General features: G+C 57.2%; 30 protein-coding genes and 1 tRNA gene. 9 read left to right on the top strand and 22 right to left on the bottom strand.

Translation table 11 applies throughout. From position 1 onward, the window contains the following. The first annotated feature begins 154 nt into the window (after positions 1 to 154). Both rtcR and CAF73_RS29090 read left to right on the top strand, forming a co-directional pair. The gene (gene rtcR / locus CAF73_RS29085) at positions 155 to 1,756 is read left to right on the top strand and encodes an RNA repair transcriptional activator RtcR (RefSeq protein WP_085705362.1); all 1,602 of its coding nucleotides are present in this window, start codon (positions 155 to 157) and stop codon (positions 1,754 to 1,756) included. A 341-nt stretch (positions 1,757 to 2,097) separates the two neighbouring features. Then, a complete protein-coding gene (locus CAF73_RS29090; protein ID WP_085705364.1) occupies positions 2,098 to 2,355 on the top strand; it encodes a hypothetical protein in 258 nt (85 codons plus the stop codon). A 347-nt stretch (positions 2,356 to 2,702) separates the two neighbouring features. Here the strand turns inward: CAF73_RS29090 and CAF73_RS29100 are convergent. The 9 genes from CAF73_RS29100 to thrS all read right to left on the bottom strand — a co-directional run bounded on the left by CAF73_RS29100 (position 2,703) and on the right by thrS (position 10,158). Beyond that, positions 2,703 to 2,779: transfer RNA gene (locus CAF73_RS29100), tRNA-Pro, on the bottom strand. A gap of 89 nt (positions 2,780 to 2,868) precedes the next feature. Next, positions 2,869 to 3,225, bottom strand: coding sequence for a MerR family transcriptional regulator (locus CAF73_RS29105; RefSeq protein WP_003179985.1), 357 nt, complete (start codon positions 3,223 to 3,225; stop codon positions 2,869 to 2,871). Then, entirely contained in the window at positions 3,206 to 3,508 is a 303-nt protein-coding gene (gene ihfA / locus CAF73_RS29110) for an integration host factor subunit alpha (RefSeq protein WP_002553164.1), read from the bottom strand. Before ihfA ends, CAF73_RS29105 begins: the two co-directional genes overlap by 20 nt. Positions 3,509 to 3,511: 3 nt before the next feature. Continuing rightward, on the bottom strand, positions 3,512 to 5,890 hold the full coding sequence (gene pheT, locus CAF73_RS29115; protein WP_085705366.1) for a phenylalanine--tRNA ligase subunit beta: 2,379 nt from the start codon (positions 5,888 to 5,890) through the stop codon (positions 3,512 to 3,514). Between the two features lie 26 nt (positions 5,891 to 5,916). Then, positions 5,917 to 6,933 (bottom strand): phenylalanine--tRNA ligase subunit alpha, encoded by a 1,017-nt coding sequence (pheS, locus tag CAF73_RS29120; protein ID WP_011333387.1) that lies wholly within the window; start codon positions 6,931 to 6,933, stop codon positions 5,917 to 5,919. A 109-nt stretch (positions 6,934 to 7,042) separates the two neighbouring features. Next, the gene (rplT, locus tag CAF73_RS29125) at positions 7,043 to 7,399 is read right to left on the bottom strand and encodes a 50S ribosomal protein L20 (RefSeq protein ID WP_002553161.1); all 357 of its coding nucleotides are present in this window, start codon (positions 7,397 to 7,399) and stop codon (positions 7,043 to 7,045) included. A gap of 30 nt (positions 7,400 to 7,429) precedes the next feature. Further along, entirely contained in the window at positions 7,430 to 7,624 is a 195-nt protein-coding gene (gene rpmI / locus CAF73_RS29130; protein WP_002553160.1) for a 50S ribosomal protein L35, read from the bottom strand. A 60-nt stretch (positions 7,625 to 7,684) separates the two neighbouring features. Further along, positions 7,685 to 8,236: a translation initiation factor IF-3 gene (gene infC, locus CAF73_RS29135; protein WP_170929631.1), complete on the bottom strand. Its 552-nt coding sequence runs from the start codon at positions 8,234 to 8,236 to the stop codon at positions 7,685 to 7,687. Further along, a complete protein-coding gene (thrS, locus tag CAF73_RS29140; RefSeq protein ID WP_007956031.1) occupies positions 8,236 to 10,158 on the bottom strand; it encodes a threonine--tRNA ligase in 1,923 nt (640 codons plus the stop codon). The genes infC and thrS overlap by 1 nt, the downstream gene beginning before the upstream one ends. 371 nt (positions 10,159 to 10,529) lie before the next feature. Between thrS and CAF73_RS29145 the strand changes: the two genes are divergently transcribed. Then, on the top strand, positions 10,530 to 10,832 hold the full coding sequence (locus CAF73_RS29145) for a hypothetical protein (RefSeq protein WP_085701224.1): 303 nt from the start codon (positions 10,530 to 10,532) through the stop codon (positions 10,830 to 10,832). A gap of 290 nt (positions 10,833 to 11,122) precedes the next feature. Then, the gene (locus CAF73_RS29150) at positions 11,123 to 11,335 is read left to right on the top strand and encodes a cold-shock protein (RefSeq protein WP_017904083.1); all 213 of its coding nucleotides are present in this window, start codon (positions 11,123 to 11,125) and stop codon (positions 11,333 to 11,335) included. A gap of 72 nt (positions 11,336 to 11,407) precedes the next feature. Here the strand turns inward: CAF73_RS29150 and CAF73_RS29155 are convergent, their stop codons facing one another. Continuing rightward, positions 11,408 to 11,725 (bottom strand): I78 family peptidase inhibitor, encoded by a 318-nt coding sequence (locus tag CAF73_RS29155; protein WP_085701225.1) that lies wholly within the window; start codon positions 11,723 to 11,725, stop codon positions 11,408 to 11,410. A gap of 167 nt (positions 11,726 to 11,892) precedes the next feature. Then, positions 11,893 to 12,198, bottom strand: a complete 306-nt coding sequence (locus CAF73_RS29160; RefSeq protein WP_085705387.1) for a hypothetical protein — start codon at positions 12,196 to 12,198, stop codon at positions 11,893 to 11,895. 128 nt (positions 12,199 to 12,326) lie between these two features. On the opposite strand from CAF73_RS29160, the gene CAF73_RS29165 reads away from it, so the two are divergent. Next, positions 12,327 to 12,539, top strand: a complete 213-nt coding sequence (locus CAF73_RS29165) for a hypothetical protein (protein ID WP_085701226.1) — start codon at positions 12,327 to 12,329, stop codon at positions 12,537 to 12,539. 33 nt (positions 12,540 to 12,572) lie between these two features. Here the strand turns inward: CAF73_RS29165 and CAF73_RS29170 are convergent, their stop codons facing one another. From CAF73_RS29170 to CAF73_RS29205, 8 genes are all read right to left on the bottom strand, one after another. Continuing rightward, on the bottom strand, positions 12,573 to 13,601 hold the full coding sequence (locus CAF73_RS29170; protein ID WP_085705368.1) for a nucleoside hydrolase: 1,029 nt from the start codon (positions 13,599 to 13,601) through the stop codon (positions 12,573 to 12,575). Positions 13,602 to 13,644: 43 nt separating this feature from the next. After that, the gene (gene rbsD / locus CAF73_RS29175; protein ID WP_085705370.1) at positions 13,645 to 14,049 is read right to left on the bottom strand and encodes a D-ribose pyranase; all 405 of its coding nucleotides are present in this window, start codon (positions 14,047 to 14,049) and stop codon (positions 13,645 to 13,647) included. Further along, positions 14,046 to 14,963, bottom strand: coding sequence for a ribokinase (rbsK, locus tag CAF73_RS29180; RefSeq protein ID WP_085705371.1), 918 nt, complete (start codon positions 14,961 to 14,963; stop codon positions 14,046 to 14,048). The genes rbsD and rbsK overlap by 4 nt, the downstream gene beginning before the upstream one ends. Positions 14,964 to 14,986: 23 nt before the next feature. Then, positions 14,987 to 16,006 (bottom strand): LacI family DNA-binding transcriptional regulator, encoded by a 1,020-nt coding sequence (locus tag CAF73_RS29185; RefSeq protein WP_085705373.1) that lies wholly within the window; start codon positions 16,004 to 16,006, stop codon positions 14,987 to 14,989. Between the two features lie 3 nt (positions 16,007 to 16,009). After that, positions 16,010 to 16,987: an ABC transporter permease gene (locus CAF73_RS29190; protein WP_007956013.1), complete on the bottom strand. Its 978-nt coding sequence runs from the start codon at positions 16,985 to 16,987 to the stop codon at positions 16,010 to 16,012. Continuing rightward, positions 16,984 to 18,537, bottom strand: a complete 1,554-nt coding sequence (locus tag CAF73_RS29195; protein ID WP_085701232.1) for a sugar ABC transporter ATP-binding protein — start codon at positions 18,535 to 18,537, stop codon at positions 16,984 to 16,986. Before CAF73_RS29195 ends, CAF73_RS29190 begins: the two co-directional genes overlap by 4 nt. Before the next feature lie 55 nt (positions 18,538 to 18,592). Next, a complete protein-coding gene (locus CAF73_RS29200) occupies positions 18,593 to 19,549 on the bottom strand; it encodes a sugar ABC transporter substrate-binding protein (RefSeq protein WP_007956008.1) in 957 nt (318 codons plus the stop codon). Positions 19,550 to 19,748: 199 nt separating this feature from the next. After that, a complete protein-coding gene (locus CAF73_RS29205; protein WP_085705375.1) occupies positions 19,749 to 20,201 on the bottom strand; it encodes a hypothetical protein in 453 nt (150 codons plus the stop codon). 349 nt (positions 20,202 to 20,550) lie between these two features. Here CAF73_RS29205 and CAF73_RS29210 point away from each other — a divergent pair, with 349 nt between their 5' ends. The 3 genes from CAF73_RS29210 to CAF73_RS29220 all read left to right on the top strand — a co-directional run bounded on the left by CAF73_RS29210 (position 20,551) and on the right by CAF73_RS29220 (position 22,789). After that, on the top strand, positions 20,551 to 21,639 hold the full coding sequence (locus CAF73_RS29210) for an asparaginase (RefSeq protein WP_007956004.1): 1,089 nt from the start codon (positions 20,551 to 20,553) through the stop codon (positions 21,637 to 21,639). 186 nt (positions 21,640 to 21,825) lie between these two features. Next, positions 21,826 to 22,095 carry a DUF1654 domain-containing protein gene (locus CAF73_RS29215; RefSeq protein WP_371917949.1) on the top strand — a complete coding sequence of 90 codons (270 nt, stop codon included), beginning with the start codon at positions 21,826 to 21,828 and terminating at the stop codon, positions 22,093 to 22,095. A 4-nt stretch (positions 22,096 to 22,099) separates the two neighbouring features. Continuing rightward, entirely contained in the window at positions 22,100 to 22,789 is a 690-nt protein-coding gene (locus tag CAF73_RS29220; protein ID WP_085701235.1) for an endonuclease, read from the top strand. 53 nt (positions 22,790 to 22,842) lie between these two features. On the opposite strand, the gene CAF73_RS29225 is transcribed toward CAF73_RS29220, so the two are convergent. Together CAF73_RS29225 and CAF73_RS29230 are read right to left on the bottom strand one after the other, a co-directional pair. Continuing rightward, positions 22,843 to 23,745: a siderophore-interacting protein gene (locus tag CAF73_RS29225; RefSeq protein ID WP_085705377.1), complete on the bottom strand. Its 903-nt coding sequence runs from the start codon at positions 23,743 to 23,745 to the stop codon at positions 22,843 to 22,845. 87 nt (positions 23,746 to 23,832) lie between these two features. Beyond that, complete coding sequence (locus CAF73_RS29230; RefSeq protein ID WP_085705379.1) at positions 23,833 to 24,198, bottom strand: penicillin-binding protein activator LpoB; 366 nt, start codon at positions 24,196 to 24,198, stop codon at positions 23,833 to 23,835. Positions 24,199 to 24,448: 250 nt separating this feature from the next. Between CAF73_RS29230 and csrA the strand changes: the two genes are divergently transcribed. After that, positions 24,449 to 24,643 (top strand): carbon storage regulator CsrA, encoded by a 195-nt coding sequence (gene csrA / locus CAF73_RS29235; RefSeq protein WP_003179932.1) that lies wholly within the window; start codon positions 24,449 to 24,451, stop codon positions 24,641 to 24,643. Between the two features lie 204 nt (positions 24,644 to 24,847). Here the strand turns inward: csrA and CAF73_RS29240 are convergent, their stop codons facing one another. Beyond that, positions 24,848 to 25,303, bottom strand: coding sequence for a DUF2214 family protein (locus tag CAF73_RS29240; protein ID WP_085705381.1), 456 nt, complete (start codon positions 25,301 to 25,303; stop codon positions 24,848 to 24,850). Positions 25,304 to 26,239 lie beyond the last annotated feature (936 nt).

Genomic DNA, 26,239 nt, shown 5'->3' on the forward strand with positions numbered 1-26,239 from the left:
TGTGCCAGCTTTTGAAAAAGTTCGAAAATTATTCTTATCTATTTGATTTTTAAAGATTTTATTTTAGTTTCAATTACCTATTAACTCTCATCACGACAAATAACACGCTTAAACATTATCATTGGGTATCGTCATTTATCTTTAAGGATCATCAATGTCCGGCAAGCGCACCGTCGCCATCGGCTTCATCGGCGCCACCCTTGATCGCGTAGGCAAAGGCGCCAACCGCTGGAACCATTGGCGGCCTAGCGTGGGCCTGTGCCAGCAACCAGATGTATTGATCCATCGACTGGAACTGATACACGGCACAGACGCCCGGGACACGAGCCTGGCCGAACGCATTCGCGAGGACATCCATCAGGTGTCGCCCGGCACAGAAGTGCGCCTGCACCCGATGCCGTTGCGTAATCCCTGGGATTTCGAAGAGGTCTACGGCGCGCTCCATGACTTCACCTCCGAATACACTTTCGATACCGAGCGTGAGGACTATCTGTTGCACATCACCACAGGAACCCACGTCGCGCAGATCTGCTGGTTCTTGCTGACCGAGGCGCGCTACCTGCCGGCACGCCTGATCCAGACCTCCCCCGCCCGCCGCAAGAACGAAGAAGAACCGGCCACCGGCACACACGCCCTGATTGACCTGGATCTGTCGCGCTACGACCGGATTGCCTCTCGCTTCACTCACAGACGCCTGGAAGGCCTGGAGTTTCTCAAGTCCGGCATCGCCACCCGAAACACCGCGTTCAACCGTTCCATCGAACAGATCGAACGCGTGGCCGTACGCTCCAAAGCGCCGATGCTGCTGATCGGTCCGACCGGCGCCGGCAAGTCTTTTCTCGCCCGACGCATTTACGAGCTCAAACGCAGTCGCCATCAAATGCAGGGACGCTTCGTTGAAGTCAACTGCGCCACCCTGCGTGGGGACGGTGCAATGTCCGCGCTGTTCGGCCACGTCAAAGGCGCCTTTACCGGCGCACAAAACGCACGCGACGGCCTATTGCGAGCGGCTGACGGCGGCATGTTGTTTCTCGATGAGATCGGCGAACTGGGCACGGACGAACAAGCCATGCTGCTCAAGGCCATCGAAGAGAAGCGCTTCTTCCCGCTGGGCTCGGACAAGGAAGTCGACAGCGACTTCCTGATCATCGCAGGCACCCACCGCGACCTGCGCAGTCGTGTCGCCGAAGGCCTGTTCCGGGAAGATCTCTACGCTCGGATCAACCTCTGGACGTTCGACCTGCCAGGCTTGGCGGGCCGCCGCGAAGACATCGAACCCAACATCGATTTCGAGCTTGAACGCCACGCGCGCGAACACGGCCAAATGGTGCGCTTTAACCTTGAAGCCCGACGGCGCTACCTGGGGTTTGCCAGCTCACGGGAAGCTGCGTGGCTGGGTAACTTCCGCGAGCTTTCGGCCTCGATCACGCGCATGGCGACACTGGCCGACAGCGGGCGAATCGATGAAGCGCAGGTCGAGGAGGAAATTGATCGACTGCGGTACGCGTGGGGGCTGGCGCAACCGACAGGCGTGACTGATGAACTGCCGGGCAATGCCGAGACACTGGACCTGTTCGATCGATTGCAATTGAAGGCGGTGCTGGAAGTTTGCCGCCAGGCAGACAGCCTGTCGGATGCCGGCAGACGACTGTTCGGCGTGTCGCGACAGGCCAAAGCGCAGCCCAATGATGCCGACCGATTGAGGAAGTACCTCGGGCGGTTCGGCATTGACTGGAACCAGTTGCGCGAGCAGTGAAACATGACCGTAGCCAATTGGATCGATGAGATAAACTGCGCCGCACCGCGATACCGGCACCGAACAAAGGACAAACACGGATGGACTTACTGGAGTTTTTTTCAAACCTGCTATCGGCTCTGAATAGCTTCCAGACGTCCGGCCAAAAGCCTCGCAGAGTCTTCACCCGCGGATTTGTAGTGACCTGCGTCTTTGTGGCGATCATCGAGCTGTTCTTACTGAGCCACATCTATAACGGGCATCCGTGAACGAATAGCTATGAGTTCCGCCCGTCAGTTGACCGGCACTTTACCCCGCGTCAGAACTTCCAACGTCTATCAACATGACGCGGAAGCCCGACGATGAAACGAACCATTGCAGCCCTCATGCTTGGAAGTCTTTTATCCGCCAATGCCTCCCTCGCAATGGCGGGAAGCAGCGTCCCGCCAACCGGCATTCCCGGGGTCAACCAGGGAGGCACCGAGTCCAAGGAAGAAAAGGCCGACAAAAAGGGTGAAGAGGCCTCGGGCTCGAACTCCGGTGCAGAGGCCCATGAAACCGAGAAGGATGCGCAAACGTCCAGCGGCTCAAAGGATGGGATGAAAGAAAAGAAGCCCTGAGCGAGTTAGCCGCCTCATAAGTTTTTGCAGGCATAAAAAGGCTCGAGGGGCGGCTGGTTGTTACAAGGGATGGAAAGAAGAGGAAATGCAGGGCTTCTATGATGTACGAGGATTGCCGCTGCAACCTGTATCAGAAAGTCGGAAAGGATGGGCAGAAAATCGCAGGCCATACCAGTGAGAGCATGACCAAAAACTAACAGAAGGACCGTGCGAAAATCGTCTGGTCGGACGCAGCTTCGGACCTGAATATCAGCGAAATTACCGGGTAATTTTGCGAGGGTTTTGCGCAGGCACAAAAAAGCCGATCCAGATGATCGGCTTAAGTGTCTGATGTTACTCAGGAATTATGGTCGGGACGGAGTGATTCGAACACTCGACCCCTAGCACCCCATGCTAGTGCGCTACCGGACTGCGCTACGCCCCGACTAGGTTTGAAACTCGTTCTTCATCTCGAAGAACGCTCAAGAATATATCGCAAGCTTTTGAAAACTGGAAGTATTTAAAAGCAGGAAATTATTTCTTGAGAACCACCAGCACATCTTCGAGCTCGGCGATCATCTGGCGGATCATTTGCTTGTATTGGGTGGTGTCGTCTTTGGCTTCATCGCCGGACAGACGCAGGCGCGCGCCGCCGATGGTGAACCCCTGATCGTAAAGGAGCGCGCGGATCTGCCGGATCATCAGCACGTCCTGGCGCTGATAATACCGGCGGTTTCCGCGGCGTTTGACGGGGTTGAGCTGAGGAAACTCCTGCTCCCAGTAGCGCAGCACGTGCGGTTTTACCGCACACAGCTCGCTGACTTCACCAATGGTGAAGTAGCGTTTGCCCGGGATGACGGGTAGTTCGTCGTTATGACTTGGTTCCAGCATAAGCCTCAACTCGGGCCTTCAACTTCTGCCCTGGACGAAAGGTGACCACACGGCGAGCCGTGATCGGGATTTCTTCCCCCGTTTTCGGGTTGCGGCCAGGCCGCTGGCGTTTGTCCCGAAGGTCGAAATTGCCGAAACCCGACAGTTTGACCTGCTCGTTGTCTTCAAGAGCGTGCCTGATTTCCTCGAAAAACAGTTCAACCAATTCCTTGGCTTCCCGCTTGTTCAGGCCCAGCTCTTCATACAGACGTTCCGCCATCTCTGCTTTCGTCAAAGCCCCCATACGTCACTTCCTTAACGTGGCGTTCAACCTTTGTTCGAGCGAGGTGAGGATATTTTGCGTCGTCGAATTCACCTCATCGTCATTAAGAGTGCGCGATGGATGCTGCCAGGTCAAGCCGACTGCGAGGCTTTTTCTATCAGGATCAATGCCTTTACCCTGATACACGTCAAATAGCCTGAGGTCTGTCAGCCATTCGCCTGCATTTTCACGGATTACGTCCAGTACAGCCGAGGCTGCAACGTCTTTGTGCGCAATCAGTGCCAGGTCACGACGCACTTCAGGAAAGCGCGACAACTCGTGGAATTTCGGCATTTTCCCCAGAGCGACTTCGGCCAGAACCAGCTCGAAGACGAAGACCGGACGGTCGAGACCCAGGGATTTCGAAAGCTCAGGGTGAATCGCGCCGATAAAACCGACTTCACGCCCTTCCCGCTCGATGCGCGCGGTCTGACCCGGATGCAGCGCAGGGTGTTTGCCCGGTACGAAAGTGAACTGATCCAGCGCACCGGCAAAACCCAGCACCGCTTCTACGTCAGCCTTGACGTCGAAGAAATCCACGGTCTCGCGACCTTGCGCCCAGCCTTCCGGCAGACGGCTGCCGCACACCACACCGGCGATCATCGGCTCTTGCTTCAGACCTTCCAGCTGACCGACAAAGCGCAGACCGCTCTCGAACAGGCGGACACGATCCTGCTGACGGTTGAGGTTGTGTTGCAACGCCTTGACCAGCCCTGGCCACAGCGACGAACGCATGGCAGCCATGTCATTGGAGATCGGGTTCGCCAACAGCAGCGGCTCGACGCCCGGGTTGAACAGCTCGAATTGCTTCGGATCGATGAAGCTATAAGTGATTGCTTCCTGATAGCCACGAGCTACCAGCAGACGACGCAGCTCTGGCAGATCACTACGCGCTTCAGCCTTGGCTTGTGGCGCCAGACGAGCTTGCGGGTAACGAACCGGCAGGCGGTTATAACCGTACAGACGCGCCAGCTCTTCGATCAGATCGACTTCCAGGCTGATATCGAAGCGATGGCTTGGCACTTCCACGCGCCATTGCCCAGCTCCGTCGGCGCAAACCTTCAAACCCAAAGCATTGAGCAGACGCTCGACTTCGGCGGAATCCATTTCCATGCCCAGCATCTGGGTGATGCGCTGAGCACGCAGAGTAATGGCCGCGATCGACGGCAGATGCTGCTCGCTGACGGTTTCGATGATCGGGCCAGCTTCGCCACCAGTGATTTCCAGCAGCAAACCAGTGGCGCGCTCCATGGCTTCACGGGCCAGTTGCCAGTCCACCCCGCGCTCGTAGCGGTGCGAAGCGTCAGTGTGCAGACCGTAGGACCGAGCCTTGCCCGCCACAGCGATCTGATCGAAGAACGCACTTTCAAGGAATACGTCACGAGTGGTCGCGGACACACCACTGTGCTCGCCACCCATCACGCCGGCAATGGCCAGAGCGCGAGTGTGGTCGGCGATCACCAGCGTATCGCTACGCAGGCTGACTTCCTGACCGTCGAGCAGCACGAGCTTCTCGCCCTCTTCCGCCATGCGTACCCGGATGCCGCCATTGATTTCGGCGAGATCGAACGCGTGCAGCGGCTGACCCAGCTCGAGCATCACGTAGTTGGTGATGTCGACGGCAGCGTCGATGCTGCGGACTTCCGCGCGACGCAGGCGTTCAACCATCCACAGCGGCGTAGGCTTGGAAAGGTCAACGTTACGGATGACCCGGCCCAGATAACGCGGGCAGGCAGCAGGTGCGAGGACCTCTACCGAACGCACTTCGTCGTGCACCGCCGGAACGGTCATCACCACCGGGCGAGTGACCGGAGCGTCGTACAGCGCTCCGACTTCACGGGCCAGACCGGCCAGGGACAGGCAGTCGCCACGGTTCGGAGTCAGGTCGACTTCGATGCTGGCGTCTTCCAGGTCCAGATAAACACGGAAATCTTCGCCCACCGGCGCATCGGCCGGCAGTTCCATCAGACCATCATTGCCTTCACCGACCTGCAGCTCGGATTGCGAGCACAGCATGCCGTTGGACTCGACGCCGCGCAGCTTGGCCTTCTTGATCTTGAAGTCGCCCGGCAGCTCGGCACCGATCATCGCGAACGGAATCTTCAGGCCCGGACGCACGTTTGGCGCACCGCACACGACCTGGAAAGTTTCCGCACCATTGCTGACCTGGCAAACGCGCAGTTTGTCGGCATCGGGATGCTGCTCGGTGCTGAGCACCTCGCCCACCACCACGCCACTGAAAACACCGGCGGCCGGCGTAACGCTATCGACCTCAAGACCGGCCATCGACAGACGTGCAACCAGCGCGTCGCGATCTACCTGCGGGCTGACCCAGCCACGCAGCCATTGTTCACTGAATTTCATCCTGCTCTCCTAAGAATTCGTTACGACTAGCGAAATTGCGCGAGGAACCGCAAGTCGTTGTCGAAGAACAGACGCAAGTCGTTCACGCCGTAACGCAGCATGGCCAGTCGCTCGACGCCCATGCCGAAGGCAAAGCCCGAGAATTCTTCCGGGTCGATCCCGGACATGCGCAGCACGTTCGGGTGAACCATGCCGCAGCCCATTACTTCCAGCCAGCCGGTCTGCTTGCAGACGCGGCAGCCTTTACCGCTGCACATCACGCATTCCATGTCGACTTCGGCGGAAGGCTCGGTGAACGGAAAGTACGAGGGACGGAAACGCACGGCCAGTTCTTTTTCGAAGAACACCCGCAGGAACTCTTCGATGGTGCCTTTCAGGTCGGCGAAGTTGATGTCGCGATCAACCAGCAGGCCTTCGACCTGATGGAACATCGGCGAGTGGGTGATATCGGAGTCGCTGCGATACACACGGCCTGGGCAGACGATGCGGATCGGCGGCTTTTTCGATTCCATGGTGCGGACCTGTACCGGCGAGGTATGGGTGCGCAGCAACATGTTCGCATTGAAATAGAAGGTGTCGTGCATCGACCGGGCCGGGTGATGACCTGGGATGTTGAGCGCCTCGAAGTTGTGATAGTCGTCTTCGACCTCAGGGCCTTCGGCAATGCCGTAGCCGATATGGGTGAAAAACTGTTCGATACGTTCCAGAGTCCGGGTTACCGGATGCAGACCACCGGAGGTCTGACCGCGGCCCGGCAGGGTCACGTCAATGGATTCGGCAGACAGCTTGGCAGCCAGTTCGGCTTCCTCAAACAGAGCCATGCGCGCATTGAGAACGCCTGTGACACGTTCCTTGGCAACGTTGATCAGCGCGCCGACCTGCGGACGCTCTTCTGCCGGCAAATTCCCCAGGGTCTTCATCACCTGAGTCAATTCACCCTTTTTGCCAAGGTATTGAACCCGGATTTGCTCCAGGGCATTGATATCTTCAGCGCTTTGCACAGCCTCTAGTGCTTGAGAGACCAGCGCATCCAGGTTTTCCATGTACAGACTCCAGATACAAAATAGGGGAAGAGCTTGAAGGCTCTTCCCCTATTTATGACGTTTAACACCTGGCCCCACAGAGGTGAAGCCGGGTGACTGTCGGGGGTACTTAAGCCAAGGTGGCTTTAGCTTTCTCGACAATCGCAGCAAACGCCGCTTTTTCGTTCACTGCCAGATCAGCCAGAACCTTACGGTCGATCTCGATGGACGCTTTTTTCAGGCCAGCGATGAAACGGCTGTAGGACAGACCGTTAACACGAGCACCAGCGTTGATACGAGCGATCCACAGAGCGCGGAACTGACGTTTTTTCTGACGACGGTCACGGTAGGCGTATTGGCCTGCCTTGATTACCGCTTGCTTGGCAACACGGAATACGCGGGAGCGTGCGCCGTAGTAGCCTTTAGCAAGTTTCAGAATTTTTTTGTGACGTTTACGGGCAATGACGCCACGCTTTACACGAGCCATGAGTTACTTCCTCTATTCTTGATCCAAAAATTAACGAAGGCGCAGCATGCGCTCGACTTTTGCCACGTCAGACGGATGCAGCAAGCTGCTACCGCGCAGTTGACGCTTACGCTTGGTCGACATTTTGGTCAGGATGTGGCTCTTGAAAGCGTGCTTGTGCTTGATACCGTTAGCAGTTTTCAGAAACCGCTTAGCAGCACCACTTTTGGTTTTCATCTTTGGCATGTTCGGATACTCCGCATTCAGTTGATAAACATAATCAGAAGGCCTGCCGTGCCCTGTTGATTACTTCTTCTTTTTCGGGGCGATGACCATGATCAGCTGGCGTCCTTCCATCTTAGGATGCTGTTCGACCGAACCGTACTCGAGCAGGTCTTGTTCAACCCGCTTGAGAAGCTCCATCCCCAGCTCCTGGTGGGCCATCTCACGGCCGCGGAATCGCAAGGATACCTTGGCCCTGTCCCCGTCACTCAGGAAACGTACCAGGTTGCGCAGTTTTACCTGGTAATCCCCTTCCTCCGTCCCTGGACGAAACTTGATTTCTTTTACCTGAATCTGCTTCTGGTTTTTCTTCGCCGCAGCAATCTGCTTCTTCTTTTCGAAGATCGATTTGCCGTAGTCCATCACACGGCAAACCGGTGGGACTGCGTCGGCAGAGATTTCTACCAGATCAAGCTTTGCTTCTTCAGCAATACGAAGCGCTTCATCAATCGAGACGATGCCAATCTGCTCGCCATCAGCGCCAATTAACCGAACCTCGCGTGCCGAGATATTCTCGTTGATCGGGGCTTTCGGTGCAGTTCGTTTATCTTGTCTCATTTCACGCTTAATAATAATTACTCCGAATCTGGGCGACCACGCCGGGAAACCGCTTGCGCGAGAAACTCAGCGAACTGGGCGACGGGCATCGAGCCCAGGTCAGCACCTTCACGAGTACGCACAGCGACAGTCTGCATCTCGACTTCCTTATCCCCAATAACCAAGAGATATGGAACCTTGAGCAAAGTATGCTCGCGGATTTTAAAGCCGATCTTTTCATTTCTCAAGTCGGACTTGGCACGAAACCCGCTTTCGTTGAGAGTTTTTTCGACCTGAGCGACGAAATCTGCCTGTTTATCAGTGATATTCATGATCACCGCCTGGGTTGGCGCGAGCCACGCAGGGAATGCACCTTCGTAGTGCTCAATCAGAATCCCGACGAAACGCTCGAACGAACCGAGGATCGCACGGTGCAACATCACTGGATGCTTGCGGCTGTTGTCTTCGGAGACGTATTCGGCTCCCAGGCGCACAGGCAGGTTGAAATCGAGCTGCAAGGTACCACACTGCCACACACGACCGAGGCAATCTTTCAGCGAGAATTCGATTTTCGGACCATAAAACGCCCCCTCACCCGGTTGCAGATCGTATGGCAGGCCGGCGCTATCAAGCGCTGCAGCCAGGGCCGCTTCGGCGCGATCCCACAGCTCGTCGGAACCGACGCGTTTTTCCGGGCGAGTAGACAGCTTCATCTCGACATCGGTAAAGCCGAAGTCGCGATAAACATCCATGGTCAGTTTGATAAACGCAGCGGATTCAGCCTGCATCTGCTCTTCGGTGCAGAAGATGTGGGCATCATCCTGGGTGAATGCACGGACACGCATGATGCCATGCAGGGCACCCGATGGCTCGTTACGGTGGCAGGCACCGAACTCGGCCAGTCGCATCGGCAGCTCGCGGTAGCTCTTCAGGCCTTGGTTGAACACCTGCACATGGCATGGGCAGTTCATCGGCTTGATCGCGTAGTCGCGGCTTTCCGACTCAGTGGTGAACATGTTGTCGGCGTAGTTGGCCCAGTGCCCGGACTTTTCCCACAGGCTGCGGTCAACGACTTGCGGCGTCTTGATCTCGAGATAGCCGTTGTCGCGCTGCACTTTGCGCATGTACTGCTCAAGCACCTGGTACAGCGTCCAGCCATTCGGGTGCCAGAACACCATGCCCGGCGCTTCTTCCTGGGTGTGGAACAGGCCCAGGCGCTTGCCGATCTTGCGGTGATCGCGCTTTTCAGCTTCTTCGATACGCTGGATGTAAGCTGCCAGCTGCTTCTTGTCTGCCCAAGCGGTGCCATAAACGCGCTGCAATTGCTCGTTCTTGGCATCACCGCGCCAATAGGCGCCGGACAGCTTGGTCAATTTGAAGGACTTCAGGAAGCGGGTGTTCGGCACGTGCGGACCGCGGCACATGTCGACGTATTCTTCGTGATAGTACAAGCCCATCGCCTGCTCGTTCGGCATGTCTTCGACCAGACGCAGCTTGTAGTCTTCGCCACGGGCCTTGAACACTTCGATCACTTCGGCACGCGGAGTGACTTTCTTGATGACGTCATATTCTGTATCGATCAGCTGTTGCATGCGCTGTTCGATGGCCGCCATGTCGTCCGGAGTAAAAGGACGCTCGAAGGCGATATCGTAATAGAAGCCTTCGTCGATAACCGGCCCGATGACCATTTTTGCAGTCGGGTACAGTTGCTTGACCGCGTGGCCGACCAGGTGGGCACAAGAGTGGCGAATGATCTCCAGCCCCTCTTCATCCTTTGGCGTGATGATTTGCAGCGTCGCGTCGCTGTCGATGATGTCGCAGGCGTCGACCAGCTTGCCGTTGACCTTGCCGGCCACGGTGGCTTTGGCCAGACCTGCGCCAATGGATGCGGCGACCTCGGCTACGGAAACCGGGTGATCGAATGAACGTTGACTGCCGTCGGGAAGAGTAATAGTTGGCATGGCGCCTCCTCTCCTAGTGGTGACCCCTACCAAAGGTCACGTGGGTTGGGATGAGCCAGTACAAGATCCGATCCAGGCCATTCAATGACGAACGCCTGCCTTACAGCGGCAGGAGCCTTGCGGCCAACCGGAAAACCGAACCAGAGTGACTGGGATTCAAATCAGAAATTCGTACATTGCCGCCACCGGGACTGAAGGTCATCCGGAGCCTGCGAACGCCCGAGCGAGGCATGCTAGCACAGATGAACGGTCACCGATGCACTCTGGTTTTTACCGGGAGGCAAATCGTCTGTTTTATGCGAGAGTGCTGAACTTGATCGGCCTTCAGGCCCTCAGATAACAAGACATTGACCCACAAGGAGCATCCCCGCATGCGTCTTAACACCCTGCTTGCCGCAGTCGCACCTCTCGTTTTGCTGCTGCCGTTGAGCGCCCACGCCGACTGGCCCAAGGGCGAGCGTGAGAAATACATGGCTCAGTGCACCCAGGCCGCGACTCCGCAAATCGGTGCTGCTGCCGCGAAATCCCACTGTGCATGCGGCGCCGATGCCATCAAGTCCTACCCTGCCAGCGATATTCAGGCGCTGATGGACAATAAGGCCAGTCAGGAATTGCAGCAGAAAGCCCTGGGACAAATTGCCAAATGCAAGGCCAACGTCCCGGCAAAAAAATGATGAAACATGCCTTTTCAATGCCTCCGGCACCGCTGAAAAGCATCTGATTCAGGCTTTTTCGTACGATTTATGCAGGTTTTACAGGTTTTTTTATTGTCTTTATTTTTCGCTCGAGGCCTTTTAAACCGGGGCCTCCAGCCGAAACAGGCAGACAAGAAAACAAGACCGATTGGCAAACAGCACGTCCGGGGGGCTACCAAAGCGAACATTTCGACTATGATACCCCGGTGTGCCCAGTTGGCCTGAGCAGCACAGTACTACTGAAAATATATGTTTCTTGGAGATACACCATGTCTAATCGCCAAACCGGCACCGTTAAATGGTTCAACGATGAAAAAGGCTTCGGCTTCATCACTCCTCAAGGTGGCGGTGACGACCTGTTCGTACACTTCAAAGCTATCGAAGCTGACGGTTTCAAAAGCCTGAAAGAAGGCCAAACCGTTTCCTTCGTGGCTGAGAAAGGCCAAAAGGGTATGCAAGCTGCACAAGTTCGCCCAGAGTAATTTCCCGGCGCACTAAAAAAACCCCGTCCATGTGACGGGGTTTTTTATGGGTGAAACAAAAGCCCGAAAGGCTCAGCCACAATTGACGCGTGTGACCACCAGGTTCTGATCGGTATTCAGGTTGAGGCGATCGGATCGGTACTCCAGAGTAATCATGTCATTGGGCTTGAGGAACCGGGCGTTCTGCGCACCGGCCTTTTTGCGTGCCTGCTCCAACAGCTCCGGCGAAGCTTTCTTGCCGAGAGCGAACTCCGCAGCAGATGCCTCACAACGACCATGGCCAGCCTCAGTCGCCACGGGATCCTTCTGCGACTCGCTGGAGGTTGTAGAGCAACCAGCCAAAAGAGCAACGACCATCAGTGCACCCAGTGACGCGAACTTGCAAGGCATTGAAGCCTCCTTATTTCAATTTTGAGCAGAGATCGTGCGACCGCCAATACAGCGTTTGGTTTCACGGTGAGTGCTATCACCCTGCCCTACGATCGGAAAAACGCCGAGTGTGCCTGAGCATCACCTGAAGCATCACCCCGTAAAACGTCACTGAATATTAATGACGTTCAATAGACATCAATGTAGTCATAGGGCGGGTTCGGCCAGTTGTCCTTGAGCGCATTGAAAATCTGCATGACCCAGACTTCGTCGCTGGCCGCGACATTTCCCACGTATCCCGAGCCTTTTGCCCAGGTCTCCAGACGAAACAGCAGGCCATCGATGTCCTGGCCGCCAGTGACGCCCGAAGAGATATAAGCGATGCCGCCCTTGGTCACGCGCAGCTGGGTGTGCTCGTCATCACTGGCCGACGCCAGCATGCGACGCACAGCATGAAGAGTCAGGCCGTCGGGGCTGTTCAAATCGATCTGCACAGCGCAATCCTTGTTTTTTGCGGAAATGACCAAGTGTCGCATAGCCCTGCGCTCATGCCTAAGTCGCAGTGCCAAACACTCGGCAAAGTGGTTAACTCAAAACTCCGATCCCGTGACCGAGCCCCGCCATGACCACCGTAAGCATCACCGCCGACATAAAGGCCACCTGGCCACAAGGGCATAGCTCTTACAGTCCGGGCAGCCCGGAGGAATTGGCATTGATCAGCATCGACTTGCTGGTGAAGACGTTGGGAACACAGGGCGCGCAATCCTTCATTGCCCAGCTGTTCGAAAAGTATCCCGATGCCTTCAAAGGGACATCGGGTACCGAGAGGGAGTAAAAGCCCGCAAACTGGCACCTGCAGGCGCATGGCTTATTTCAGACGCTTCAGACGCTCGGTCAGCAGATCGAAGAAGCCCTGGGCGTCGCCGTTCTCCACCCAGAAGGCGTTCTTGGGCGCCTTCAGACCGTCATACCAGTCGACAACGGTCTGGCCGAACGTCGGGCCTTCACGGCTGTCGACCACCACATTCACCGAACGACCAGTGAACAGCTCAGGCTTGAGCAGATAAGCCACGACGGTAGCGTCATGCACCGGACCGCCCGGAATGCCGTAGTGCTCCATATCCCCTTTGATGTACTCGTTGAGGATGTCGCCGACAATCTTGCTCGCATTGTTGTTCAGTGCCGCAATCTGCTTGAGGCGTGCATCGCTGGTCAGGATCTTGTGGGTCACGTCCAGCGGCAGGTAAGTCAGTTTCACACCGCTCTTGAGCACCACCTCAGCCGCTTGCGGGTCGGCGTACAGGTTGAACTCGGCCACTGGCGTGATGTTGCCGCCATTGAAGTGAGCGCCGCCCATGATCACCACTTCCTTGATCCCCTGAACAATCTCCGGCTCCTGAATCAGTGCCAGGGCCAGGTTGGTCTGCGGACCGAGCATCGCGATGGTGATGCTGTGCGGCTTGGCTTTTTTCAGAGTGTCGATCAGGTAATTGACCGCATTACCTTCAGCCAGGCCTTTCTTCGGCTCATGTACCGTGACACCCGAAAGGCCTTCCTTGCCATGGATGTTTTCGGCGTAGATCGGCGTACGCATCATCGGTTTAGGCGCACCGGCGTATACCGGAATCTCTTCCCGCCCTGCCCACTCACGGGCCAACCGGGCATTGCGCGAAGTCTTGTCCAGACGGACGTTGCCAGCCACGGTGGTCAACGCGCGAATGTTCAGCTCCTCCGGGGAGGCCAGGGCAAACAACAGGGCGACCACGTCGTCGGCGCCCGGATCGGTATCGATGATCAGGTCGATCTTTTCCGCCGCGTGGGCGCCGGTCGCTGTTATCACGGACAAAAGCAGCAGACTCCGAATCAATTGATGCATTTTTTGAGCATAGCGTTGCATGGCGCATTCCTTGTGCAGATGAAATCAAAAGGGGCGAACCCCGTCAGAATGTAACTCCGGACACCAGCACGATGTTGCAGTACGGCTGACATTCTCCCGTACGAACAATCGCTCGTGCCTGTCGGCTGAGTACCTTGAATTGCTCGTGACCGAGCAGATCGCGCCGCCCGAGCGAGCCTTCGTCATTCAGCTCTTCCAGCGTGGACAGCGCGGTCGGTTGCTTGTCGAAAATCTCCTTGGCCAGCGCATGGCTTTCCACCTGCATCTCGCTGAGCACGACTTTCAGGGTGCTGACGAAATCCGGGACGCCGTGCGTCAACGCCAGATCGATCAGTTCAACACCCGGCGGCACCGGCAGGCCGGCATCACCGATCACGACCATGTCGCCGTGACCGAGGGAGGCAACCAGCCTCGACAGGGCGACATTGAGCAAAGGAGTCTTTTTCATGCGGATTTGAATGCCTGTACGTCGGAGTTGGTGGGAATGGACGGCTGGGCACCTGCCCGGGTAACCGACAGGGCCGCCGCGACTTGCCCGAAACGAATGGCCTCGTCCTCGGTTTTGCCGGCCGCCAGTGCAGCCGCAAATCCGCCGACAAAGGTATCCCCGGCGGCGGTGGTATCGACTGCCTCCACTTTGGGTGCCGGAAAATGCTGGTAACCCTTGCCATCGGCGAACAGTGAACCTTGAGCGCCCAGTGTGATGATGACCTTGCCAGCGCCCAGTGAAATCAGGTGTGCAGCGGCTTTCTCGGCGGCCTCCAGCGAATCCACCGGCAAACCGCTGAGGGCGGCGGCCTCGCTCTCGTTGGGAATCACGTAATCGATGGCGGCAAACCAGTCCGTCGGCAACGGACGACTGGCCGGCGCCGGGTTGAGGATGACCGTCTTGCCCAGTTCACGCCCGCGTTTCAGCGCATGGCCCACAGTCGCATCGGGAATTTCCAGCTGGCAGATGATCACGTCGGCCGCCTGCAGCACTGCGTCGAACCGGTCGATGACCGCCGGGGTCATCGAACCATTGGCGCCGGCCACGATGACAATCGCGTTCTGGCTATTGTCATCGACCACGATTAGCGCCACACCACTGGAACCCTCCACCACGCTGACTGCCTGACAATCAATCTGCTCGGCCAGCAACGCGTCGCGCAATTGCAGGCCATAGTCATCATTGCCGACACAACCAACCATCGACACTTGCGCACCCAATCGAGCAGCGGCCACCGCCTGATTGGCGCCCTTGCCACCGGACACGGTCGCGAAGGAATGGCCGATCAGCGTCTCACCGCCCCGGGGCAAACGCGGCGCCCGGGTGACCAGGTCCATGTTCAGGCTGCCTATTACCACTACATTTGCGGACATACATCACTACTCTTCAATTCGTTTCAGCGGTATTCGGTGAACACGCCGGACAGCGGTGCAGTCGATTCACGCAGGACAATACTCGGGGTCACGATCCGCTGATCCGTCGCCAGACCCGGAGCGGCAATTCTTCGCAACAACACTTCCGCCGCCATTTCTCCCAACTGAAGGATCGACTGACCCACGGTCGTCAGCGCGGGATATACGTAGCGACTCATCTGGATATCGTCGAAGCCGATCACTGAAAGCTCGGCGGGCACGCGCACGTTGCGTTCCGCCGCAGCCCGCAACACACCGATGCCGATCATGTCGTTACCAGCGAAAATCGCGCTCGGCGGGTTGCGTTCAAGCAGGACCGAAGCCGCGTTGTAACCGCCGGTGCTGGTGTAGTCGCTTTCCAGCACGCGCGACGGGGACACTTCAGTCCCGGCCTCTTTCAGCGCTCGAGAAAAACCGGCCTGACGCATTTGCGCAACACTGGTACTGGCAGGACCACCGATCGTGGCGATGTCGCGATGCCCGAGTTCAAGCAGATGCCGTGTCGCGAGGTACGCGCCATATTCGTGGTCGATGCGCACCAGGTCGGCGTCTACGCCTTCGAGTCCACGGTCGACGATCACCATCGGCGTCTTCACGCCCGCCAGCCCTTGCGCCAGGCCGCTGTCACCACCGGCAGAGGCGACGATCAGGCCGTCGATGCGTTTTTCCAGCAGGACCCGCAGATAGCTGCGCTGTTTGTCCGGGTTGTCGTCGGAGTTGCAGAGGATCACGCAGTAACCGTTACGCTCGCAGTAATCCTCGATCCCGCGCGCCAGTTCGGCGAAGTACGGGTTGAGACTGTTGGGCACCAACAAACCGATGGTTGCAGTGGTTTTCGCTTTCAGCGAACGGGCCACGGCGCTCGGCACATAGTCGAGACTCTTGATCGCCGCCTCGACCTTGAGCCGCACTTCTTCGCTCACCGGTCGGGTCTTGTTTACTACGTGGGACACGGTCGTGTAGGAAATTCCTGCAAGTGCCGCCACATCCTTGATCGTTGCCATTTATCAGCCCCGTCGGCTTGCGCGTTGACTGCGGTAGGTGTCGAGCACCACGGCGATCACGATCACCGCACCGGTGATGATGCGCTTGGTCGGCTCGGTCGCGCCAATCTGCGCCAGACCGGCCGCCAGCACGGAGATGATCAACACGCCGAAAAAGGTACTGATCACCGAACCACGCCCGCCCATCAGGCTGGTACCGCCGATCACCACAGCGGCGATCACTTGTAGCTCCAGGCCGGAACCGGCGTTCGGGTCGGCTGCTTCCAGCCGGGAAATCTGGAACAGTGCCGCAATGCCGGCGAGCAGCCCCATCAGGCTGAACACCAGGATCTTGTAGGGTTTTGGATTGATTCCTGCCAGCCGCACCGCTTCTTCGTTGGTGCCAATGCCGATCAGGTAGCGACCGAACACGGTACGGGTCAGAACGGCCTGGGCAATAAAAATGACCAGCAAGGCAATGATGAACGATGGCGAAATGCCGAAGGCAATCGGGTTCGAAAGCCAGGCGAAGGAATCACCGATATAGGCGGTGCGCGAACCGGTCATCTGATAGGCCAGGCCACGGGCCATTTCCAGGACACCCAAAGACACGATGAATGATGGAATTCGCCACGCCACGGTAATCGAGCCGGTAACTGTGCCGGCCAACGCCGCGACGGCCATACCCAGCAAGGCAGCCGGCAGTACGCTCCAGCCCCAGCCAAGAATCGCCACGCTGACAGTGGATGCCGCGAGTGCCAATACCGAGCCTACCGACAGGTCGATCCCGCCGATGATCAGGACGAACGTCATGCCCACCGCCAGAACCATCAGATCGGGAATCTGGTTGGCCAGAGTGCTGAAGGTGTTGTACGACAGGAAATGGCTGCTCATGACCGAGAACAGCGCAATCATTGCCAGCAAGGCGCCGGCCAGGCCCAGATAAGTGCCGAGGCCGTAGAAATTGCCACTGGATTTGCCGGCGGAAGATGCAGTTTTCATGGGAGATCCCTAGGCGCTGCTTCGTTGAGCAACGCATCACGTTTCTGGTAGCCGGCGAACGCGGCAGCAAGCAAGTCGTCCTGGGTCCAGCTGTCGCGCTCGAAAGTGTCGATCAGGCGCCCTGCCGACAGCACGCCAATGCGATCACAGATCAGCATCAGCTCGCGCAGGTCGCTGGACACCACAACCAGCGCCTTGCCCTGACGGGTCAGTTCACCAAGCAGGTTATAAATGTCGAATTTGGCGCCGACATCGATACCGCGAGTGGGCTCGTCGAACAGCAGCACCGAACAGTCGCGCTCCAGCCAGCGCCCGATCACGACTTTTTGCTGGTTGCCACCGGACAACTCGGACACCAACTGGGTCGGGCTGGAACTGCGGATGCGCATGGCGTCGATCTGCCGCTGCGCGAGCTTCGTTTCATCGCCGTTGTTGACGAACCCGCCGCTGGAAATTTCCGGCATGTTACCCAAGGCAATGTTGGCGCTGATCGACTGACTCAGGAGCAGGCCTTCGCCCTTGCGATCTTCGGTGATCAAGGCGATGCCGTTGCGCACAGCATCGACGGGCGAACGAATGCTCACCGTTTTGGCCGGCGAACCGAGCGCCACCGTGCCGCTGTCCGCGACGTCGGCGCCGAAGATCAGCCGCAAAAGCTCGGTGCGCCCTGCCCCGATCAGCCCCGAAATGCCAAAAATCTCACCGGCGCGCACTTCAAAGGACACGTCGCGAACCTTGTCGGAGCGGGTCAGGCCTTTGACCGTCAAGGCCGGCGCGCCGATATGGCGAGTCCCCAGATCGATATGCTCGCCCAGCTCGCGGCCAACCATCAGGGTGACCAGTTGCTCGCTGTTGTAATTGGCCATCGGCTCGACGCAAACCAGGTTGCCGTCGCGCAGCACGGCAATGCGCTGTGCGACCCGGGCCAGTTCTTCGAGACGGTGAGAGATGTAGATGATCGAGACGCCGCGCGCCTGCAACCGGGTGATTTGCTCGAACAACATCTCGACTTCGCGGGCGGTCAGCATCGCGGTCGGCTCGTCGAGAATCAGCACATGACAATCGCCGATCAGGTTACGGGCGATCTCGACCATTTGCTGGTGACCGATGCCCAGCTCGCCGACCAGTGTGTCCGGATCGATGGCATCGAGGCCGACTTGAGCCATGGCTTCGATGGCGGCCTTGCGCAGTTGCTTGCGGCTGATCCAGCCACCGTTGCTCGGCAGATTGTCGAGGAACAGGTTCTCCGCCACCGAAAGCGTCGGCAGCAGATTGAGCTCTTGCATGACCATGCGCACACCCTGCTCTTCAGCTTGCGTGCGACTGCCGGGGCGATATTCCTTGCCCTGGAACTGCATCTGACCGGTGGTGGGTGTGACCAGCCCGCCGATGATCTTCGACAAGGTGCTTTTGCCGGCACCGTTCTCACCGGTCAGCGCCAGTACTTCACCGCGCATCAACGTCAGGTCGATGCCGGTCAGAACCGGTTGCGCGTAGGTCTTGCCGATACCGCTGACCGAGAGGACAGCGTTCGGAGCGGAAACTGACATAAAAATCTCCATGCGCTCGCCCGGACGGACGAGCGCCGTTGTGTCGCCAAAGGACTTATTTGGTGACCAGCTCGACCGGCGTTTCGATCACGCCATTTGCACCACTGTCGACTTTCTCGCCCTTGATGATTTTCAGCGCGGTCTCGATGCCAAACACCGCTTGTTTCGCGGCGTACTGGTCGGCAGTCGCCAGAACGCGGCCGTCCTTCAGCATTGGCTTGATGGCATTGATGTTGTCATAACCGACAACCTGCACCTGACCGGCCTTGCCGGCAGCGCGCACGGCGGAAACAGCACCCACGGCCATGCTGTCGTTACCGGCCAGCAGCGCCTTGACGTCCGGGTATTCGCTGAGAATCGAAGCGGCCACCTTGTTGCCTTTGTCGATTTCCCAATCGCCGGACTGCAGGGAAACAACCTTGATCTGCGCAGCTTCCATCGCATCCTTGAAGCCAGCAGTACGCTGCTGGGCGTTGGTCGTCGTGGAGACACCTTCAATGATGCCGACTTCGTCACCGGCCTTCAGTTGCTTGGCCAGGTATTCGCCCACCAGACGCGCGCCCTTGCGGTTGTCCGGACCTACGAACGGAACGCTGATGTTTTTGCTTTTGATCACGGCCGGATCGAGCTGGTTGTCGATGTTGATCACGGTGATACCGGCATCGACCGCCTTTTTGATCACCGGCACCATCGCCTTCGAATCAGACGGTGCGATGACCAGAGCGTTGACCTTCGCCAGAATCATCTGCTCGACGATGCGCGTCTGCCCCGCCGTATCGGTTTCGTCCTTGATGCCGTTGGAGATCAAGTCGAAATCGGCGGAATGTTCTTTCTGGTAGGCTTTGGCACCGTCTTCCATGGTCAGGAAGAACTCGTTGGCCAGGGATTTCATGACCAGGGCGACTTTGGGTTTTTCAGGGGATTCGGCGAAAGCCGAAGAGACAGGCAGTGCGGCGGATGCGGCAGCCAGCATGGCGACAGCAAGAAGACGTCCAGCGAATGGCAGCTTCATGGGTTCACTCCGATCTTATGATTATTGTGAGCAACGCTTGCACTGGCGTAAGCTCGCTGCACCCCACGACGATCAATCATCGCGAAGGCCGCGCAAACGTTTGCGTAGACCGAACTATGCGAATCACGCCGACATTTGTCAACAATCAGAAATCGGTATTGCGTTGCAGGGCGAATCCATCGATCCGCCCTTGGAGTGCTCAAGCCGTGGTGTTGACCACGTTACCGGCGGAGGAGCCCTTCGACATTTCCTTGACCAGTGCTGCGGAGACCTCCAGCAGCGCACCGCTGGTTTGGGCGATCTGCCCCTGGATTGACATCACCGCTTGCGACTTGGCTTCGGGTGTTGGATAACTCGCAGCCTGCGCGGCAGCCAGTTGCTGTTGCTGCTCCTGAAGCTGCTTTTGCAATTCCTGCATGCGTTTCAACAGCGTCTTGATAGTGACGCTCAGATTGTCACCGCCTTCAGCCTCGCGCGCGCTTGCTTCCTGGGCAGGACCACCGGTTCTGACCTGATTGCTTTCAACCTTCTCGATACCCAGTGCCTGAGCAGACGCGTCGGCTTCAGCTTCACTCATTGCATTGATCGTAGCAGCCGTTTTTCCGCCGATAGTGACCGCGCCGGGATTTGGCAAACCGATAGTCAATGACATTTGAACTCCTGAAAAATTGGATCCCTATCAAGACGCATCGGCTAACGCACCGTTTTCTTTAGCTGAGATCTGAAAAGCTGCCAGCTCAGGCTGTGGACGAGATTCGTAGTCCTTTTCGGTGAGCCGAACAAGAAAACATCCCGCGTTCGGAAACCCGGATGAGTGACGGAAGTTCACAGCCAGCCTTCGAATAAATATTGATTTAAATCATAAGGTTAAACATTTCTCTGAAGCAGATTACGACTGGTACAGATCCTGCTCCCTACCTGCACCCCTGGCATTCAGATTGGCCCGGGGCGCATCTAGATGAACCTGCATCAGCACCGTCTCACTACTAGAGAGAAAAATAATGACATCTGCTTTGAAGAGTTTCGTTCCGGGCGCTTTGGCCCTTCTCCTGCTCCTGCCCACCGCCCTCCAGGCAAAAGAAGCTGAAACCCAGGCCAAACTGGCCAACGTGGTGGTACTGGCCACCGGTGGCACCATCGCCGGCGCTGGCGCCAGTGCAGCCAATAGCGCGACCTATCAGGCTGCGAAAGTGGGCATCGAACAATTGATCGCCGGCATCCCCGAACTGAGTACGCTGGCCAATGTGCGTGGCGAACAGGTCATGCAAATCGCCTCGGAAAGCATCACCAACGAAAACCTCCTGCAACTGGGTCGTCGCGTTTCCGAACTGGCCGACAGCAAAGACGTCGACGGCATCGTCATCACCCACGGCACCGATACACTGGAAGAGACCGCGTACTTCCTGAACCTGGTGGAAAAAACCGACAAGCCGATCATCGTCGTCGGCTCCATGCGCCCGGGCACTGCCATGTCGGCGGACGGCATGCTGAACCTGTACAACGCCGTGGCCGTCGCCAGCAGCAAAGAGGCTCGCGGCAAAGGCGTACTGGTGACCCTGAACGATGAAATCCAGTCGGGTCGCGATGTCAGCAAGATGATCAACATCAAGACCGAAGCCTTCAAAAGCGCCTGGGGCCCGCTCGGCATGGTGGTTGAAGGCAAATCCTACTGGTTCCGTCTGCCAGCCAAGCGCCACACCATGGATTCGGAGTTCGATATCAAGAACATCAAGAGCCTTCCTGATGTAGAGATCGCCTATTCCTATGGCAATGTCAGCGACACCGCATACAAGGCTCTCGCCCAGTCCGGCGCCAAGGCGATCATCCATGCCGGCACCGGCAACGGTTCCGTTTCCTCCCGCGTAGTTCCGACCCTGCAAGCGCTGCGCAAGGACGGCGTGCAGATCATTCGCTCGTCACACGTCAATGCCGGCGGTTTCGTCCTGCGTAACGCCGAACAGCCTGATGACAAATACGACTGGGTGGTGGCTCACGACCTGAACCCACAGAAAGCCCGCATCCTGGCCATGGTCGCGCTGACCAAGACCAACGACAGCAAAGAGCTGCAACGGATGTTCTGGGAATATTGATTTGCCTTCGTCCGATCCTTTCCTGATCGGCCACTGGTTTCACCCTTCGTCAACCTGACGGAGGGTGAAGCTCCCGCCTCGCTCAAAGAAAAATTTCATCTGCGTGACATCAAAACCGGAAAACCATTGTCAGAGGATTTTCTTGAATTTTAAGCAGTTGCGAAAATGCCTACAGTTAAATACTGTATGCACGTACAGCTTAATAAGGATAACCTCGTGGTCACTTCCCCTGATGCTCCTGACGCTTACGAACGCATGGGCATGCGCGTTCAGAAAATCATCAACTCCCCCACCGCACAAAAAGCCAAAGCCGCACTGATCTTCCGCCTTCCGGACGAACCGGTGGATGAGTGGGAGCGCTTGCTGGAAGAGATCGACGAAAACGACAACGTCACCCTCGCCTACCGCGACGATGGCGGCGTGCAGATTTTCTGGGTTGTGCCGAAGGAAGATTGATTCAATGATTCTGCGTTTTGCTGCTGTGCTGTTGCTGTTCATTTCCGTGGGTGCGCAAGCTGGCGCGCCGCGTACTTTCACCGAGGCCAAGAAGGTCGCCTGGAAGCTCTACGCCCCACAATCCACCGAGTTCTATTGCGGGTGCAAATACACCGGCAACAAAGTCGATCTGGCCGCCTGCGGCTATGTCCCGCGCAAGAACGCCAAGCGAGCGGCCCGCATCGAATGGGAGCACATTGTTCCGGCCTGGCAGTTCGGCCATCAGCGCCAATGCTGGCAGGAAGGCGGACGCAAGAATTGCACCCGCTACGACCCGAGTTATCAGAAAGCCGAAGCCGACCTGCACAATCTGGTGCCGAGCATCGGCGAGGTGAATGGTGACCGCAGTAATTTCAGCTACGGTTGGCTGCCGGTCGAAAAAGGTCAGTACGGCTCATGCCTGACACAGGTTGACTTCAAGGCAAAGAAGGTCATGCCCCGCCCTTCGATTCGCGGCATGATCGCCCGCACCTACTTTTACATGAGCAAACAATATGGCTTGCGCTTGTCGAAGCAGGATCGGCAATTGTACGAAGCCTGGGACAAGACTTACCCGGTGCAAGACTGGGAACGCCAGCGAAACCAGAGCGTGGCGTGTGTGATGGGACGCGGCAACGATTTCGTCGGTCCGGTGAACCTAAAAGCCTGCGGATGATTGCTTGATCAAAAGAAAAGGCCTTGAGCGATAAACTCAAGGCCTTTTTTTGCTCAACCGCCGGACTTGTTGTAACGCCAGTAACCCATCAGATTGAGTGATTCGCGAGGGATGCCGCGCTCCTTTATCAGGTATTTGCGCAGGCTCATGACCGCCGCGGATTCTCCTGCGACCCAACCATAGAATCCCTCGCTGGCCGTATCGGCGATCTCCCACAGAATCTCTTCTTCGATGTCGACATCCGCCAGTTCGACCGCTTGCCCAACCGGCGATGCGTCAACAGGCAACGTCGCCTGCCGCACAGCCTCCACCATCAACGTACCCGCAGCCGCGTGATCGCGAATCAGCCATTGCACCGAAAGCCCGGGCCAGTCAGGAACGGCCAACATGTCTTCACGACTTTCGACTTCAAAAAACGCCTGAGTCTGCGGCGGTTCAGCCAGAGTCGCCAGCTCTTCCAGAATTCCCATGGCGGCCGGCAATGCTGTCGCGTCGGCGACCAGGAGAAGTTGCTTGAGCGTTTGCGGAGGCTTCCATTCAAATCCCCCCGCCTCTTGTGCCGAGAATTGGCTGTCGGGGGCCAGGATCTGCATCGACTCGCCGGGCTGTGCTCGCAACGCCCATCGGGAGGCCGGGCCGGTCTCGCCGTGCAGGACGAAATCGATATCGACCTCACCTGACTCAGCGCGCAAATGACGGATGGTGTAGGTGCGCATCACCGGGCGACGATCAACCAGCATCGAGCGAAACCGGGCATACCACCCCTCCCCCTCAGAAAGCCTGGCGGGCGAACCGTCTGCTGCCGGAAAAAACAGTTTCACTCGCTGATCCGGTGCCCAGGTTGCCATCTCGGTGACAGCGGGGCTTGCGAGCGTGACTCGCATGAGATGCGGGCTCAACTGCTGCTTGTGACGCAAAACAACGTCGAACAACTTGTAAGGATTGGTGGAGGCCATGCGGAGCTCCTTTTGAGTATCTTCAGTGATGGCTTTAAAAACGAATCACGTGAGACACCCTTTAGTCAGCTCCGCCGAATGGATCGCTTATTGCGCGGCCGTGCGCGCAAGTACCAGCGTCTCGATGTTCTGCTTCTTCGCCTTGATCAGCGCGGCATCCACATCCGCCTGACGCGCCTCGGCGTCAGCCTTCGAATTGAAAGGGCCAAGGAGAATCCGGGTCTTGCCGCTGGCGTCCTTGATGACACTGGCCACAAAGCCATGCTCGATCAGCCAGCCGCTGAGGTCGCTGACGGCTTGAGGTGTTTCACCGCGCACTTCGAGATCCCACTGCGGGCCCACCGCAGCAGGCGCCGTTACCACCGCCGGTTTCGGCTTTTGCGCATCCACACTCTTGCCTTCGCCACATCCTGCCAGTGCCAGTGCCGCGACTACCCAGACCAATTTGCGCACAACGCTTCCCTCTGAATTTTCAAAGCGGCGATCTTAACATTCGAGAATAGTTTCGGAGCCCCGCAAAATGGGCACAAAACTACGAGATTGATGCTGGCGGCCCCTGTATAGTTACGCGCTGGGAATTAATGCCGCTGCTGCGCGTCAGAAAGAGGCACCCAAACAGTAAGACTTCGCACTAATCTATACGTACCACCGACCTCTGCACTGTCTGAATCAGGTGCCCTACAAAGCAATCAAGGAGAAGACCATGCTGATACTCACCCGCAAAGTCGGTGAAAGCATAAACATTGGTGATGACATCACGATCACCATTCTTGGCGTCAGCGGCCAGCAAGTTCGAATCGGCATCAATGCTCCAAAGAACGTTGCAGTGCACCGGGAAGAAATCTACCAGCGCATCCAGGCTGGCCTGACCGCACCGGACAAGCCACAAACGCCCTGAGCCCTATCGTAGTCAGTAGCCAGTTTTGCCTGCGCGCAATGACTGGCTAAAGATTCAAGCGCCGTATTGCCATTCCCCCACCTCCCTGGTGACGGCGCGCGCCACGCCCCTTCCTGCCTCAAGCCTTTTCGCAACCGATACTAACCTTCATTCAATGGGCTGGCTGTCGGACATTTCCGAATAGCAGCCGGGAATCTCGCCTGCTTAACCAAATGTGACGCCACGCGCCATCCCGGTAGCCGCCACGACCATCAATATCAACAGCAGCGCTTCGGCATGACTGATCCGCGCGAACACCTTTGCTCGCCCAGTATCAGGGGCAGTGCCGCGCGCCTTGGCCACGCGCCATTTGATCAGGGTGATCATCGGCAAAAGCTCCAGAAGCAGAATCAGCACAAACAACATCATCTTTAGATGGAACAGCGGCTGGTGCAGGTAGTAATCGGTTCCCTTCTCATAACCTACAAAAGCCCGCATGCCACCGGTGATAAGCAACACCAGCGCCGAAAGCCCCCATAGATTGTCGGCAAGCAATACGCGCCCCACCACACCCGAGCCGGACGCCAGGCGGCTGAAAGACGTCCCACGGGTCAACACCGCCCAGAAACCCATGGCAAATGCCAGTAAATGTATCGCCGCAAGAAACCAGTGAACCAGCATCGATGTGCTCCCGTCCGGCAGAGTTGAAATCCGCCTGACAGTAGTAGTCGAAAAAGTGTGGACTTGCCTGTCACCCTTCCCGGAAACAGGAGCGAGCGAGACGAGAAACGGGCAGAGGTGTGGGAAAGGCAAATAGCAGGCAAAAAAAATCCCAAGCAGCTGATGGAAGCTTGGGATTTAAAAATGCATAAACCGTGGTGGTGAACGCGGGGCGGATATTACTGACTTATTCGTCTTGTAACAACGTATTTTTGATAACCGGATGGTTAATAAAATCCGTAACCCATTAAATATCCACACTATTTAAAAGGGAGATCGCGAAATCGGCGACGAATGGAACAAAATCCATCGCAGCCAATAAGCGCCTGACCCAGGATTTTACAAGAATGAGTCAGGATCGCCCGGATCAAGGTTCTTCACCGTTCCGCTGTGCGGATACCCGAGATTGATCAGCAGCTCTCGCATCAGCGAGTTGGACGTATCAGTCGTCCCACGCCGCAACGCCTGTTCGCACTGGAGACGACCACAAGACGTATGAACAACTCACTGTGAAAATTTAGACCCAGGCATCCGTAGCCGGAGGGAGCGCTCATCTCGCATGCAAACCAGCGCTCTCCCTACTCTGACGGCTCTTGCGACAGAAGCTATCTTTTCCAGCGACTGAATCATTCTTCAACAAACTTTCAATATCGCCTGAACCCGCGCGCCTGAGTTGGCGAATCATGAATACATTCCTGCAAATGTGCCGGAGTGCAGCTGTGATCGACCGAACCGAAATTTGCAAATGCTGTGAAATCGCAGTGTCTAGTCCTGAAATAGGTTTACACCTGTTTCAGCTGTCTAGTCCTGAAATAGGTTTACACCTGTTTCAGCCTCAAAACGCCCGATGCACCGCATCGGGTGTTTTGTATTTCAGCGACAGATGAGGCCGCTCGT

It is taken from the genome of Pseudomonas sp. B15(2017) (genome assembly GCF_002113215.1).
In the GTDB taxonomy this organism is placed as follows: Bacteria; Pseudomonadota; Gammaproteobacteria; order Pseudomonadales; family Pseudomonadaceae; genus Aquipseudomonas.